The following is a 14,549-nucleotide window of genomic DNA, read 5'->3' as shown; positions in this document are numbered from 1 at the left end:
CCTCTTTTTCTCGAGTATCAACGTGGCAAAACAGATCCAAGCTATTCGCGGTATGAATGATTGCCTGCCGGAGCAGAGCCCGGTATGGCAGAAAGTTGAACAGATCCTGCGCCAGGTCGTTGCCAGTTATGGTTACAGCGAAGTGCGCATGCCCATCGTCGAGCAGACGCATTTGTTCAAGCGCGCCATCGGTGAAGTGACCGACGTGGTCGAAAAAGAGATGTACACCTTTGAAGATCGCAACGGCGACAGCTTGAGCCTGCGTCCGGAAGGGACCGCCAGCTGTGTGCGTGCCGGTATCGAACACGGCCTGCTCTACAACCAGGAACGCCGCATGTGGTACATGGGCCCCATGTTCCGCCACGAGCGCCCCCAGAAGGGCCGTTACCGTCAGTTCCACCAGTTTGGTGTCGAGCTGTTTGGCATCAACGGGCCGGATATCGACGCCGAGCTCATCATGTTGACTCACCGCCTGTGGCGTCTGTTCGGCATCCAGGATCACGTCACCCTGCAGCTCAATACCCTGGGCCAGAGCAGTGAGCGTGCGGCTTACCGTGATGCCCTGGTGGCCTACCTGGAGCAGTACAAGGATCAGCTGGACGAAGACAGCCAGCGTCGCATGTACAGCAACCCGCTGCGGGTGCTCGACTCCAAGGATGAAAAAGTCCAGGCCATCCTGGTCAATGCCCCGCGTCTGTTCGATCACCTGGGCGAGGAGAGCCTGGCTCACTTCGAGGGGCTCAAGCGCCTGCTCGAGTCTGCCGGTATCCAGTATGAAGTGAACGAGCGCCTGGTACGTGGTCTCGACTACTACAACCTCACCGTATTCGAGTGGGTGACCAACAGTCTGGGGGCCCAGGGCACCGTCTGTGCCGGTGGCCGTTACGACGGTCTGGTAGAGCAGCTGGGCGGCCAGCCGACCCCGGCCGTGGGTTTCGCCATGGGCATGGAGCGTCTGGTGTTGATGCTGGAAACCCTCGAGCTCAACGCCGATATCCGCCCGGCGGTGGATGTCTACCTTTGCATGGTGGGCGAGGGGACCGAGCAGGCTGGCTTCCAGCTGGCCGAGCGTCTGCGCGATGCGCTGCCGGATCTTCGCCTGATGAGCCACTGCGGTGGTGGCAACTTCAAGAAACAACTCAAGCGTGCCGACAAGAGCGGCGCGGCGATCGCCCTGATCCTCGGTGAGACCGAGGTGCAAAACGGGGAGATCACCATCAAATATCTGCGTGGTCAGGCCGAGCAACAGACCATCACGGTCGATGCCGCCATTGCCCTGCTGGCAGCCAAAGGAGAGTAAGCTGTGGAAGTCTATACCACCGAAGAACAACAGGTTGAGGTTATCAAGGAGTGGTGGAAAGAGAACGGAACCTCGGTGATCGCCGGGACCGTGATCGGTCTGGTTGGTCTGTTCGGCTGGCGCTATTACAACCAGCATCAACAAGAGACCATGGAGGCTGCTTCCAGCTCTTACAACCAGGTGCTGGAGCAGCTGGCCAAGGGCGAAGCCGCCGACCTGGAGCAGGCGCAGCAGTTTGTCACCGCCAACAAGGGCGATGCCTACGGCGATATGGCTGCACTGCAACTGGCCTCAGCCGCCGTCAAGGCGGGCAAGCTGGACCTGGCCGCCGAGCAGCTTGCGCTGGTGGCCTCCTCAGGTGACGAGAGCATCCGTCCGTTTGCTTCCCTGCGTCTGGCCCGGGTGCTGAACGGTCAGGGCAAGGCCGACGAGGCGCTGGCCCAGCTTGGCAAGATCAACAACGACGCCTTCAAGGCCCAGGTGGCGGAAGTGCGTGGCGATATCCTGCTGGGGCAGGGCAAGCTGGAAGAGGCGCGGGATGCCTATCAGGCAGCGGCGGATGCCGGCGGCCTGCAGGGCAGCCAGGAACTCAAATTGAAGATGGACGATCTGGCCTTGCCGGCCACGACCACAGGTGAGGCAGCGGATGCGTAATCTATTCAAGATGATGGCGTTGGGGGCGGCAGTCTCCTTCGCTTTGCAGGGGTGCTCCCTGTTCAGTTCGGAAGAGGATCTCACCCCGATGGCGCCCCTGCCGCAGGTGACCTCTTCCTTCACGGCGGATACCGTCTGGTCCTCCACCGTGGGTGACGGGATCGGCAACTTCTACTCCCAGCTCAAGCCGGTGGTGGAAGAGGACCGTATCTATGCCGCCGCCCGTGACGGTGACGTCACTGCTTTCGATCGCGCCAGCGGCAAGGAGCTGTGGAGCGTCGATCTGGCTGATCTGCCGATCAATGCCGACAAGCGCAGCGCCCGTCTCTCCGGCGGTCTGGTTGCCCGTTACGGCAAACTGTTCCTCGGCTCCGAAAACGGGGTGGTCTACGCCCTGAACGAGGAGAACGGCGAGGTGCTGTGGCAGACCTCGGTGCCCGGTGAAGTGGTGGCAAGCCCGGCGGTGGAAGATGGCCGTGTGGTGGTGCTGACCACCTCCGGTCGCCTGGTGGCGCTTGATACCGATGAAGGCAAGCTGCAGTGGTCGCTCTCCGAAGAGCAGCCGCCGCTGACCCTGCGCAGCACCGGCGCTCCCATCATCACCAACGGCGCCGTCATTTACGGTCGTGCCGATGGCAAGGTGGGCATTGCGCTGCTGAGCAACGGCCAGCCGGTGCGCCAGTCCAAGGTGGCCGACCCGCGCGGCGCCACCGAGCTGGATCGCATGGTGGACGTGGACGCCAGCCCGCTCATCGCCGGTGACGAGCTTTATGCCATCGCCTACAACGGCCAGCTGATGGCCCGCAAGCTGATGAGCGGCGACGAAGTGTGGAAGCGCAAGTATTCCGGCTACCGCGATCTGGCGCTGACCGGCAATGCCATCGTGCTGACCGACAGCCGCAGCCATCTGTTTGCCATCGACCGTCGCAATGGTCTGGAGCTGTGGTCCAATACCCAGCTGGAGAATCGTACTGTCACCGCACCTGTCATCCTGGGTGACTATGTGGTGGTGGGTGATGTGGAAGGATACCTGTACTGGCTGGATCGTACCGACGGTACCATCCAGGCGATGCAGCAGCTCGACAGCAGTGGTCTCTACTCCGCCCCCCTGGTGGATGGTGACACCCTGTATGTACAGAGCCGTGACGGCAAGTTGTACGCCATCAAGCGTCCCTGATCGTCCGAAAATGTGAATATCCGGCTCCTGGTCTTCGGACCCGGAGCCTTTGTCGTCTTGAGAATGAGGCTTTTATGACTCCTGTAGTAGCCCTGGTGGGCCGCCCCAATGTGGGGAAATCCACCCTGTTTAACCGCTTGACCCGTACTCGGGATGCCCTGGTTGCCGACTTCCCCGGTCTGACCCGGGACCGCAAATACGGTCAGGCGAAGTTGGGCGAGCTGGAATTTATCGTGGTCGATACCGGCGGTATCGATGGCACCGAAGAGGGGATCGAGCTGAAGATGGCCGAGCAGTCCCTGCTGGCCATCGATGAAGCGGACGTGGTGCTGTTCATGGTGGATGCCCGCGCCGGTCTGACCGCCGCGGATCAGGCCATCGCCGAGCACCTACGCAAGTCCCACAAGAAGGTGTTTCTGGTGGCCAACAAGACCGACGGCATCGACGGTGATTCCGCAGTGTCCGAGTTCTACGGTCTGGCACTGGGCGAGGTGTACCAGATGGCGGCGGCCCACGGCCGTGGTGTATTGAGCCTGCTGGAGCTGGCCCTGGCGCCCCACTTGGAGGAGCTGGTCGGTGCGGTAATCGAGGAAGAAGCGCAGGATGAAGAGGAGGAGGACTTCGACGAAGAAGCCCTGCTGCGCATGGTGGCCGCCGGTGATCTGGATACCAAGGAAGACACCAAGGAGACCCCGTTTGCCGACCTGCCCATCAAGTTTGCCATCGTCGGTCGCCCCAACGTCGGCAAATCCACTCTGACCAACCGCATGCTGGGTGAAGACCGCGTCATCGTCTATGACATGCCGGGCACCACACGCGACTCCGTCTATATCCCGATGGAGCGCGACGATCAGAAGTACGTCATCATCGACACCGCCGGTGTGCGTCGTCGTGGCAAGGTGCACGAGACGGTGGAGAAGTTCTCCGTCATCAAGACTCTGAAGGCCATTGAAGATGCCAACGTCTGCCTGCTGGTGATCGACGCCCAGGAGACCATCACCGATCAGGATCTCAGCATCCTTGGCTTCGTGCTCAACACCGGCCGCTCCGTGGTACTGGTGGTGAACAAGTGGGACGGTCTGGATCAGAAGGTGAAAGAGGACGTCAAGAACGAGCTCGACCGTCGTCTGGGCTTCATCGACTTCGCCCGCGTGCACTTCATCTCAGCCCTGCACGGCAGCGGTGTCGGCCACCTGTTCGAATCCATTCAGGAGGCGTACCAGTCGGCGACCCGTCGTACCAGTACCGCCATGCTGACCCGCATCATGCAGATGGCCCAGGAAGATCACCAGCCGCCCATGGTGAACGGTCGCCGGGTCAAGCTGAAGTACGCCCACGCCGGTGGTTACAACCCGCCGCGAATCGTGATCCACGGCAACCAGCTCAACGACTTGCCGGATTCGTACAAGCGCTACCTCATCAACTACTTCCGCAAGTCCCTCAAGATCATGGGTACCCCGATCCGGGTCGAGTTCCAGGAATCGGTCAACCCGTTCGAGGGCAAGAAGAATACCCTGACCCTGAGTCAGGAGCGTCAGCGCAAACGCCTGCTGAAGATGAAGAAGAAATAAGCCCTGGCGGCTGCCCTCACCGGCAGCCGCTTTGTTATGCTCTCCCGGATCCAGAAGGGAAGGGGAACCAGCCATGGGCCACCCCATGGCTGGTTCACTTTACGAGGAGTCGAAAATGGAAACCCCGCTTTGTCCATCCTGCCAGGGCGAACTGGATACCCGCAGTAAGGAACAGACCTGCGGCCAGTGTCAGGCCAACGTGCGCATCACGGCGCTATGCCCCGCCTGCCAGCAGGAGCTGGAGCGGCTGAAGGCGTGCGGCGCGGTGGATTACTTCTGCAACCACTGCAACAGTCTGGTCTCGAAACGCTCGGTGCAGTTCCAGGCGACCCTGTTGCCATGATGGTTGGTCAGCGAAAGAAGCGATAAAAAAACCCGGCAAATGCCGGGTTTATGCTGTGTGCTCAGCGATGAGCAGGGTAAATGAGCGGTTTCTGCGCCATATCTTGCGCTTCATGTCATTAAGCTTGAGTTTGCGTCTGGGGCTCCAGCTGCTCTTTGCTTTTCTGACCAGACTGATTTTTCTACGTTTTTGCATCTTGGTCTCCTCCCAATTGGGTGGCCATCCCGGCCTTGGGTCATTGGCGGAGCCCATCGGAAATTGCTGTTAGTGCATATCTCAACGCTATGAAAAACAATGCGATTTCAGATAGGCTCCGATGTGATCAGATGGTAGCAGAGAAATTTGGCCGAAAACAGCGGGATCAGCAGGTTAACTCTGGGTGATCCGGCTCACTACCTCGGCGATAATGGTCGGCCGCTCTACAGGCTCTGACGGACTGTCGTCATCCCGATCGAGACTTTCCCGCTGCTGATCCTTCTGCTGTTCGTTGTCGAGCCAGAGCAGGCTCTGGTAATACTGGCGCACGTTGTTGACGTAGTTACGCGCCTCGCCACCACGGGCATAGCCATAGCGCACTTTGCGATGCCAGCGCGCCTGCTGCAGCAGCGGCAACACCTCTTTTACGTCGCCCCAGGCATCCGGGTTCTTGCCGAGTTCCTTGGTCAGGCGACGGGCATCCATCATGTGGCCGTAGCCGATGTTGTAGGCAGTGAGGGCAAACCACACCTTCTCATCCTCGGGCACAGAGTCGGGCACCTTCTCCATCATGTGTTGCAGATAGAGGGCTCCCCCCTTGATGCTCTCCTCCGGATGGGTCCGGTCGTTGACCCCCATCGCCTTGGCGGTGGGTTCGGTCAGCATCATCATGCCGCGCACCCCGGTATAGGAGCGGGCCTGGGGATCCCAGTGGGATTCCTGGTAGCTGATGGCGGCCAGCAGACGCCAGTCGATGTTCTTAGCATAGGCCTGGAACAGAGGCTGGTATTTCGGCAACAGGCTCTTGGCGCGCTTCAGGAAGGTGCGGGTATCGACGAAGTCGAAGTTCTGCACGTGGCCGAAGTATTTCTCGTCCAGTTTGGCGATGGCGCCATCCATGAAGCGCTGGCCGAAGAAGTCGATGACGCTGGCATAGAGGCTGTCATCGGGCAGCTTGGTCATGGCCCAGGCCACGGTTTGCTGCTGGGCCAGGGTCAGGCCATCCGTGAGTTCGGGGTAGTAGCGCTGGGTGCGAGCCAGCACGGTATCCTGCACTATCGTGTAGTCGATCTCTTCTTTTACGACCTGTTTGAGCAGATCTTCCACGTCGGCATCGGTGCGGGTGCTCCAGTTGAGGTTGGGATAGTCCTTGCTGAGCTCTTTGAGCAGATCTTCGCCGCTGGAGCCTGCGGCCACCACCAGTTTGCCCTTGATGTCGTTCAGGGAAGCAGGCTTGGGCTTGCCGTTGCGATAAACCAGCTTGGGGGAGACCTGATAAAAGCCGGGACCAAAGCGCAGCAGTGCGCGCCGCTCCGGGGTGACCATGATGGCGGCGGCGGCGAGATCCAGCTTGTCTTTTTGCAGCAGGGCTACCAGCTCGTCGGCGGTGTTGACCGGCACTATGGTGAGCTTGACCCCCAGCCAGTCGGCATAGTTTTTGGCCAGTTCGTAATCGAAGCCCTGGGCGATGTCGTCCCGCTGGTAATAGGAGGTGGGGCCGTAGAGGGTGCCAACCCGGATCTCGCCCCGTTGGCGGATCTGCTCCAGCTGGCTGGAGGGGGTATAGAAGTCACAGCCACCCAGGGCCAGCGTCAACATCAACCCGATAAACAGTCGAAAAATGCAGCGCAAGTAGGTGAGTACCTTTGTTGAAAAAATCGGCATTTGTCAAAAAAGAGGCACCTTTATACCAGAGAGTGTGCGTCGAGTCACACTGCATCAAATTAGAAAAACGTTTGTCCGCTGTGAGCCAGATCCCTATAATACGCGCGTCTCAATTCCCCCCCACTTTAAAACTTGGTGAGAAAGGTCATATGGATATCTTGCGTGGTGCCCCTGCACTGTCTGAGTTTCGAGTCCAAAAACTGCTGCAACGCTTCGCGCAGATAGCGGCAGAGAGTGAACCGGAGAGAGGAGTAGAGATAGAAGGGATCTATGCCGAATATGTGCACTTTGCCGAGCTGACCAGCCCGCTGTCGCCCCCCGAGCGAGCGACCTTGGGCCAGCTGCTGCGCTACGGCCCGACCATTCCCGAACACACCCCCAGCGGTCAGCTGTTTCTCGTTACCCCCCGCCCCGGCACTATCTCCCCCTGGTCTTCCAAAGCAACCGACATCGCCCACAACTGCGGCCTGACCCAGGTCAAGCGACTCGAGCGCGGCATCGCCTATTACGTGCAGGCCAAGGGTGAACTGAGCGCCGCCCAGCGTGCCGACGTGGCGGCCGTGCTGCACGATCGCATGATGGAAGTGGTGTTTGGCGAGATGGAGCAGGCTGCAGCCCTGTTTGCCCATCACGAGCCGCGTCCCTTTACCCAGGTTGATGTGCTGGCCGGTGGCCGCGCCGCCCTGGTGGAGGCCAATGTGGCCCTGGGTCTGGCGCTGGCCGATGACGAAATCGACTATCTGGTGGAGAACTTCACCCGGCTGGGTCGCAACCCCAACGACATCGAGCTCTACATGTTTGCCCAGGCGAACTCCGAGCACTGTCGCCACAAGATCTTCAACGCCGACTGGACCATAGACGGTGAGCAGCAGCCCAAGTCGCTGTTCAAGATGATCAAGAACACCTTTGAGCAGACGCCGGATCATGTCCTGTCTGCCTATAAAGACAACGCCGCCGTGATGGAAGGGAGCCAGGCCGGCCGCTTCTTCCCAAGCCCCGCCAACGGTGAGTACCAGTACCACCAGGAGCAGGTCGACATCCTGATGAAGGTGGAGACCCACAACCACCCGACCGCCATCTCTCCGTTCCCGGGCGCTGCCACCGGTTCAGGCGGCGAAATTCGCGACGAGGGCGCCACCGGCCGCGGCGCCAAGCCCAAGGCGGGTCTGGTCGGCTTCTCCGTCTCCAACCTGCGTATCCCCGGCTTCGAGCAGCCCTGGGAGCAGGACTTCGGCAAGCCGAGCCGCATCGTCAGCGCCTTTGACATCATGCAGGAGGGCCCGCTCGGCGGGGCGGCGTTTAACAACGAGTTCGGTCGTCCGGCCATTCTCGGCTACTTCCGTACCTTCGAAGAGGAGGTGCCGAGCCACAACGGCGTCGAGGTACGTGGTTACCACAAACCCATCATGCTGGCGGGCGGCATCGGCAACATCCGTACCGAGCACGTCCAGAAAGGGGAGATCCCGGTAGGGGCTGCCCTTATCGTGCTGGGGGGGCCTGCCATGAACATCGGCCTGGGCGGCGGCGCGGCATCAAGCATGGCCTCCGGCCAGTCCGCCGAGGATCTGGACTTTGCCTCGGTGCAGCGCGACAACCCCGAGATGGAGCGCCGTTGCCAGGAGGTGATCGACCGCTGCTGGCAACTGGGTGATGACAACCCCATCGTCTTTATTCACGACGTGGGCGCCGGTGGCCTCTCCAACGCCATGCCGGAGCTGGTGAGCGACGGCGATCGCGGTGGTCGCTTCGATTTGCGTGCCATCCCGAACGACGAGCCGGGCATGAGCCCGCTCGAGATCTGGTGCAACGAATCCCAGGAGCGTTACGTACTGGCCGTCGCCCAGGACAAGCTGCCGCTGTTCAAGGCCCTGTGCGAGCGCGAGCGCGCTCCCTATGCCGTCATCGGCAGCGCCACTGAAGAGAAGCACCTGACTCTCTCCGATCAGCACTTTGACAACCACCCCATCGATCTGCCGCTCGATGTGCTGCTCGGCAAGACCCCCAAGATGCACCGCGAGGTAGAGAGTCTGCCCGCCCAGGGCAAGCCGCTGCAGCTGGATGGCATTACCCTGAGCGAGGCCGCCGAGCGGGTATTGCGTTTGCCGACCGTGGCGGAAAAATCCTTCCTCATCACCATCGGCGATCGCACCGTGACGGGTCTGGTCAACCGCGACCAGATGGTCGGCCCCTGGCAGATCCCGGTGGCCGATTGCGCCGTCACCGCTGCCACCTACGACAGCTACCACGGCGAAGCCATGTCCATGGGCGAGCGCACCCCGGTGGCGCTGCTGTCTCATGCGGCTTCCGCCCGTATGGCGGTGGCCGAGGCGCTCACCAACCTGGCTCCGGCCCATATAGGATCGCTGAAGCGGGTCAAGCTCTCCGCCAACTGGATGGCCGCCGCCGGTCACCCGGGGGAAGATGCCGGCCTCTACGAGGCGGTCAAGGCGGTGGGCGAGGAGCTCTGCCCGGCCCTTGGCATCACCATTCCGGTGGGCAAGGACTCCATGTCCATGAAGACCCGCTGGCAGCAGGATGGCAAGGAGCAAAGCGTCACCTCGCCGCTCTCCTTGCTCATTTCCGCCTTTGCCCGGGTCGAGGACGTGCGCAATACCGTCACCCCGCAACTGCGCAGCGATCTTGGTGAGACCGACCTTATCCTCATCGACCTTGGCAACGGCAAGCAGCGCCTCGGCGCCTCCGCCCTGGCCCAGGTCTATCGCCAGCTGGGTGACAAGGCGCCGGATCTGGACAACCCGGTTCAGCTCAAAGGCTTCTTCAACGCCATGCAGGCGCTGGTGGCCGATCGCAAGCTGATCGCCTACCACGATCGCTCCGATGGTGGCCTGTTCGTCACTCTGGTGGAGATGGCCTTCGCCGGTCACTGCGGCCTCGACCTGCAACTGGATCGCATCGGTGGCGACCTGCTGCCGGCCCTGTTCAACGAGGAGCTGGGTGCCGTCATCCAGGTGCGCCGTGAAGACAAGGAAGCGGTGATGACCCTGCTGGCCGGTCACGGTCTGGCCGCCTGCTCCCACGTGCTCGGCACGGTGCGCGAGGGGGATCTCATCACCCTGCAGCGGGCCGGTCAGGAGGTCTATCGCGCCAGCCGCACTGCCCTTCGCACCATCTGGGGCGAGACCAGCTGGCAGATGCAGCGACTGCGCGACAACCCCGAGTGCGCAGATCAGGAGCATGCCGCCCGTCAGGACGCAGCCGATCCGGGTCTGCAGGCCAAGCTCAGCTACAACCCGGCCGACGATGTGGCGGCGCCCTATATCGCCAAGGGAGCATCTCCCCGTCTGGCGGTGCTGCGCGAGCAGGGGGTCAACTCCCACGTGGAGATGGCGGCGGCGTTTGACCGCGCCGGCTTCACCGCGGTCGACGTGCATATGAGCGATATCCTCTCCGGTCGTATCAAGCTGGAGCAGTTCCAGACCCTGGTGGCCTGTGGCGGCTTCTCCTATGGCGACGTGCTGGGGGCAGGTGAAGGCTGGGCCAAGTCCATCCTGTTCAACGATGGCGCCCGCGAGCAGTTCCAGCGCTTCTTCGAGCGCGGCGATACCCTGTCGCTCGGTGTCTGCAACGGCTGCCAGATGATGTCAAACCTGCGCGAGCTCATCCCCGGCGCCGATCTGTGGCCGCGCTTCGTGCGCAACCGTTCCGAGCGCTTCGAGGCCCGCTTCAGCCTGGTGGAAGTACAGGACTCCCCGTCCGCCTTCTTCGCCGGCATGGCTGGTTCCATGATGCCGATCGCCGTCTCCCACGGGGAAGGGCGCGTGGAGGTGCGCGATGCCGCTCACCTGGCTGCGCTGCAAGCCAGCGGTCTGGTGGGGCTGCGTTTTGTGGATAACCGCGGTAACGTGACCGAGCAGTACCCGGCCAACCCGAATGGCTCGCCGAACGGCATCACCGCCGTGACCACCACGGATGGTCGCGCAACCATCATGATGCCGCACCCGGAGCGGGTGTTCCGCACCGTGGCCAATTCCTGGCACCCGGACAACTGGGGCGAGGATGGTGCCTGGATGCGGATGTTCCGCAATGCCCGGGTTCGTCTGGGTTAATCCCGACACTGCCCATCAAAAGGCCGCTCAATGAGCGGCCTTTTTTATCTTGTTGGGTGAGCCTGCTGTAAGGCTGGTAGTGCGGGATCGAGGGTGCCTTGTTGGCAACGGATTTACCCTGTGGTTGTTGCCGCTCTGGCAATGGCAAGAAAGGGAATAAGGAGAAGGGGCGCTTGTGACCTCAACGAGCGAGTGACAAGAGAAACAAGAGAAACAAGAGAAACAAGAGAAGAGGAACATAAAGAGATGCGGAGGGCCAGCTTGTCTGGTCCCCTGACATGAGGCAAAGCCTGAGTATGCATGCACTCTTCCATTAGTAGTCGGCGGCAGGCAGTAAAAAGGCGACCCCGAGGTCGCCTTTTGCATCTGTTTATCCAGCCGGATATCTCGCGCTTAGAGCACCATGGCGGCAATCCAGCCGAAGATGATGAGCGGGATATTGTAGTGGATAAAGGTGGGTACCACGCTGTCCCAAATATGATCGTGCTGGCCATCGGCATTGAGACCCGAGGTCGGGCCCAGGGTGGAGTCCGAGGCGGGGGAGCCAGCATCACCCAGCGCGCCGGCGGTGCCGACCAGGGCGATGATCGCCATGGGGGAGAAGCCCAGTTGCAGGCAGAGGGGCACATAAATGGTGGCGATGATGGGCACGGTGGAGAAGGAGGAGCCAATCCCCATGGTGATAAGCAGACCCACCAGCAGCATCAGGAAGGCGGCAATCCCTTTGTGCTGGCCAATGCTGGAGGCAACGACCTGCACCAGGCTTTCGACCCCGTGGGTGGCCTTCATCACGGCGGCAAAACCGGCGGCGGAGATCATGATGAAGCCAATCAGCGACATCATGCGCACCCCCTGGGTGAAGGCATCCTGGCTCTCGCGGAACTTGATGACGCCACCACAGGTGAAGATGACGAAACCGGCCAGGGCACCCAGGACGATGCTGTTGGTCATCAGCTGCAGGCCGAGGGCCACGGCGATGGCAAGCAAGGCAACCCAGATGTGGGTGAGGTTGAGCTCGACGGCTTCCGGCTCGGCATCCAGGATCTTGGCCAGATCATACTGACGGGGCTTGCGGTAGCTAATAAAGACGGCCACCAGCAGACCCAGCACCATGCCGCCGACCGGGATGGCCATGGCCATCGGGATCTGGCTGGTGGTGATGGCGACGCCGTTGTCGATCAGGTTCTTGGCCAGAATGTTGTTCAGGAAGATGCCGCCAAAGCCGACCGGCAACAGCATATAGGTCGCGGTCAGGCCGAAGGTGATGACGCAAGCCACCTGGCGACGGTCGATCCGCATCTGTGCCATGACGTGCAACAGGGGCGGGATCAGGATCGGAATGAAGGCGATATGAACCGGGATCAGGTTCTGGGAAGAGATGGCGACGGCCAGGATGGAGCAAAGCAGCAGAGCCTTGACCCAGAGGATACGGGAGCTGCTGGCATCCTTGCCCAGTTGGCTGATCACCTTGCGGGCCAGCAGGTCGGTGATCCCGGAGCGGGAGATGGCGACGGCGAAGGCGCCCAGCATGGCGTAGGAGAGGGCGATTTCGGCACCGCCACCCAGGCCACCGCTGAAGGTGCTGAGGGTGTCGGTCAGCGAGAGCCCGCCGACCAGGCCGCCGGCGATGGCGCCCAGGGCGAGGGAGACCACCACATTGATCCGCAGCAGGCTGAGCACCAGCATCAGCCCCACTGCGACAACAACAGGATTCATTTGATTTCCTTATGGTTTGTGATTGCTGTCTGTCATATGAAAGAGAGCTAGTTTGCGAAAAATGTGACAAATGTCGAGAAAAAAATCAGGAGAGAGGGCCATCCGGTAGCGGCATCTGGCACAAAGTTGATCCTGTTCGGGATTTATCTCCGCGGTTCGTCTCTGTGCTGGTCAGAATGGGGCCAGGAAGATGCCCCGGCCTCATGGCCAAAAAGCAAAAAGGCTGCCCATGGCAGCCTTTGGTTTATGCCTCCTGCGCATCGTCGTTGGCAGGGGCATCGGTGGTCTCTTCGTCCACCTGGGCGGGAGGCCAGCCCCCCATGCTCTTCCAGCGGTTGACAATATGGCAGAACAGATCCGTGGTGCGCTCCGTGTCATAGAGGGCGGAGTGGGCCTCTTTGTTGTCAAACGGGATGCGGGCCGCCTGACACGCCTTGGCCAGCACTGTCTGACCGAGGGCCAGCCCGGACAGGGCGGCGGTATCGAAAGTGGCAAACGGGTGGAACGGATTGCGCTTGAGCCCGGCCCGCTCGGCGGCGGCCATGACGAAGCCATGATCGAAGGTGGCGTTGTGGGCCACTATGATGGCGCGGCCGCAATCTTGCTCCTTCATCCCCTTGCGAATGCCCTTGAAGATCTCGGTCAGCGCCTCTTTCTCTGAGACGGCTCCGCGCAGCGGGTTGTAGGGGTCGATGCCGGTGAACTCCAGCGCGGCCTTCTCCAGATTGGCCCCTTCGAACGGCTCGACATGAAAGTGGAAGATTTGGTCGGGCACGAGCCAGCCCTGCTCATCCATTTTCAGGGTATAAGCGGCGATTTCGAGCAGGGCATCGGTTTTGGCATTGAAACCTGCGGTCTCAACATCGATGACGACGGGGTAAAAACCACGAAAACGGCCCTTGAGGGTATGAACTGCGTCGGTCATGGGATCTCGGTCGGCGTAAAACAGGGCGGCATTATGGCAAAAAAGCCGGTGCTTGTCCCCCCGTCTGGCCAAGGGGGCGACCTAGTAGCGGCGCAGCCACCAGCGCGCCGCAATGAGGGCGGTGAAGGCGCCAAGCAGGGCGCTGGCCAGCACGTCAATGGGCCAGTGCATGCCGAGCAGCATCCGCGACAGACCAATTCCCAGTGCCCACAGGGGGAGCAGCCAGACTCCCCCGGGGGCACGGGCCAGCCAGATCAGGCCGAAAAACTGGGCCAGCGCGATGGCGGCGATGCTGTGGCCGGAGGGGAAGGCGTAGTTCACCTCTGCCTGCCAGTGATGACCCAGCCAGTCGGGCAGGGCCAGCAACTGACTGGCGGCATGGACCTGTTCGCTGCGCAGCTCGGTGGCGCTGGTGTAGAAGGTCTTGAGCGCCGGGATGAGGGATTGGCTCTCGAGCCAGAGCAGATAGGGCCTGGGCTCCTCGGTCAGCTGCTTGATGAGGCTCTTGAGGAGCCAGTCACAGGCCAGCAGGGCAAACAGGGCGCCGGCGAGGGCCACGAAGGCGGCGTGATCCAACTTGAGCTTGTGGCGGGTCAGCAGCAGCAACACAGCGCCTGTTACCGCGATACCGGGGAGATCGACCGTACGGGTAAGGGCGTAGAGCCACCATAGCCAGTCCTCATGCAGCAGCGCGGGAATAAAAGGTTGCCAGGGCAGGCAGACGAGCAGCAGCAGGGGAAGGATCAGCAGGGCGCTGAAACCGGCTACCTGACGGCGAGTGAGGGCGGTGGCGTGAAGCTGTGGCGACATAAAGAAAAGAGACAAGGGCGATGGCAAAAGAGGGTCATTGTGCCAGCGGGTAACCGGGAGGGCAAAGTCTGCCGCCTCCTTGTTACCTCTGCTTACACAATCGGCCACATAGCGCCCTCCGTCTGG

At 61.4% G+C, this 14,549-nt stretch carries 11 protein-coding genes; 6 read left to right on the top strand and 5 right to left on the bottom strand.

Annotation, left to right across the window (positions count from 1 at the left end):
- Positions 1 to 22: 22 nt before the first annotated feature.
- The 5 genes from hisS (at position 23) to MRK42_RS12555 (ending at position 5,045) form a co-directional block, all read left to right on the top strand.
- Positions 23 to 1,300 (top strand): histidine--tRNA ligase, encoded by a 1,278-nt coding sequence (gene hisS / locus MRK42_RS12575; RefSeq protein ID WP_338610261.1) that lies wholly within the window; start codon positions 23 to 25, stop codon positions 1,298 to 1,300.
- A gap of 3 nt (positions 1,301 to 1,303) precedes the next feature.
- Complete coding sequence (locus tag MRK42_RS12570; protein WP_026456142.1) at positions 1,304 to 1,954, top strand: tetratricopeptide repeat protein; 651 nt, start codon at positions 1,304 to 1,306, stop codon at positions 1,952 to 1,954.
- Entirely contained in the window at positions 1,947 to 3,131 is a 1,185-nt protein-coding gene (gene bamB / locus MRK42_RS12565) for an outer membrane protein assembly factor BamB (protein WP_042071731.1), read from the top strand. The genes MRK42_RS12570 and bamB overlap by 8 nt, the downstream gene beginning before the upstream one ends.
- Before the next feature lie 74 nt (positions 3,132 to 3,205).
- Complete coding sequence (gene der, locus MRK42_RS12560; protein ID WP_225632770.1) at positions 3,206 to 4,702, top strand: ribosome biogenesis GTPase Der; 1,497 nt, start codon at positions 3,206 to 3,208, stop codon at positions 4,700 to 4,702.
- Between the two features lie 115 nt (positions 4,703 to 4,817).
- Complete coding sequence (locus MRK42_RS12555; RefSeq protein ID WP_338610257.1) at positions 4,818 to 5,045, top strand: zinc ribbon domain-containing protein; 228 nt, start codon at positions 4,818 to 4,820, stop codon at positions 5,043 to 5,045.
- Positions 5,046 to 5,093: 48 nt separating this feature from the next.
- On the opposite strand, the gene MRK42_RS12550 is transcribed toward MRK42_RS12555, so the two are convergent.
- Both MRK42_RS12550 and mltF read right to left on the bottom strand, forming a co-directional pair.
- Entirely contained in the window at positions 5,094 to 5,240 is a 147-nt protein-coding gene (locus MRK42_RS12550) for a hypothetical protein (protein WP_167335329.1), read from the bottom strand.
- Between the two features lie 174 nt (positions 5,241 to 5,414).
- Positions 5,415 to 6,905, bottom strand: coding sequence for a membrane-bound lytic murein transglycosylase MltF (mltF, locus tag MRK42_RS12545; protein ID WP_026456140.1), 1,491 nt, complete (start codon positions 6,903 to 6,905; stop codon positions 5,415 to 5,417).
- Positions 6,906 to 7,054: 149 nt separating this feature from the next.
- Here mltF and purL point away from each other — a divergent pair, with 149 nt between their 5' ends.
- Positions 7,055 to 10,972, top strand: coding sequence for a phosphoribosylformylglycinamidine synthase (purL, locus tag MRK42_RS12540; RefSeq protein WP_338610256.1), 3,918 nt, complete (start codon positions 7,055 to 7,057; stop codon positions 10,970 to 10,972).
- Positions 10,973 to 11,365: 393 nt separating this feature from the next.
- Here the strand turns inward: purL and MRK42_RS12535 are convergent, their stop codons facing one another.
- From MRK42_RS12535 to MRK42_RS12525, 3 genes are all read right to left on the bottom strand, one after another.
- Positions 11,366 to 12,688, bottom strand: coding sequence for a Na+/H+ antiporter family protein (locus MRK42_RS12535; RefSeq protein WP_042025976.1), 1,323 nt, complete (start codon positions 12,686 to 12,688; stop codon positions 11,366 to 11,368).
- A gap of 244 nt (positions 12,689 to 12,932) precedes the next feature.
- Positions 12,933 to 13,613 carry a ribonuclease T gene (rnt, locus tag MRK42_RS12530; protein WP_201978577.1) on the bottom strand — a complete coding sequence of 227 codons (681 nt, stop codon included), beginning with the start codon at positions 13,611 to 13,613 and terminating at the stop codon, positions 12,933 to 12,935.
- 81 nt (positions 13,614 to 13,694) lie between these two features.
- Positions 13,695 to 14,423: a phosphatase PAP2 family protein gene (locus MRK42_RS12525; RefSeq protein ID WP_338610253.1), complete on the bottom strand. Its 729-nt coding sequence runs from the start codon at positions 14,421 to 14,423 to the stop codon at positions 13,695 to 13,697.
- Positions 14,424 to 14,549 lie beyond the last annotated feature (126 nt).

It is taken from the genome of Aeromonas sp. 19NY04SH05-1 (genome assembly GCF_040581895.1).
GTDB lineage: Bacteria > Pseudomonadota > Gammaproteobacteria > Enterobacterales > Aeromonadaceae > Aeromonas > Aeromonas enteropelogenes.
Note: the sequence above shows the minus strand (reverse complement) of the source record. Positions and strands in the feature narration are given on the sequence as shown.

Excerpts from the sequence above, each read along its gene's own strand:
- bamB (WP_042071731.1), top strand. The coding sequence starts at position 1,947 with ATGCGTAATCTATTCAAGATGATGGCGTTGGGGGCGGCAGTCTCCTTC.
- der (WP_225632770.1), top strand. The coding sequence starts at position 3,206 with ATGACTCCTGTAGTAGCCCTGGTGGGCCGCCCCAATGTGGGGAAATCC.
- MRK42_RS12555 (WP_338610257.1), top strand. The coding sequence starts at position 4,818 with ATGGAAACCCCGCTTTGTCCATCCTGCCAGGGCGAACTGGATACCCGC.
- MRK42_RS12550 (WP_167335329.1), bottom strand. The coding sequence starts at position 5,240 with ATGCAAAAACGTAGAAAAATCAGTCTGGTCAGAAAAGCAAAGAGCAGC.
- mltF (WP_026456140.1), bottom strand. The coding sequence starts at position 6,905 with ATGCCGATTTTTTCAACAAAGGTACTCACCTACTTGCGCTGCATTTTT.
- purL (WP_338610256.1), top strand. The coding sequence starts at position 7,055 with ATGGATATCTTGCGTGGTGCCCCTGCACTGTCTGAGTTTCGAGTCCAA.
- MRK42_RS12535 (WP_042025976.1), bottom strand. The coding sequence starts at position 12,688 with ATGAATCCTGTTGTTGTCGCAGTGGGGCTGATGCTGGTGCTCAGCCTG.
- rnt (WP_201978577.1), bottom strand. The coding sequence starts at position 13,613 with ATGACCGACGCAGTTCATACCCTCAAGGGCCGTTTTCGTGGTTTTTAC.
- MRK42_RS12525 (WP_338610253.1), bottom strand. The coding sequence starts at position 14,423 with ATGTCGCCACAGCTTCACGCCACCGCCCTCACTCGCCGTCAGGTAGCC.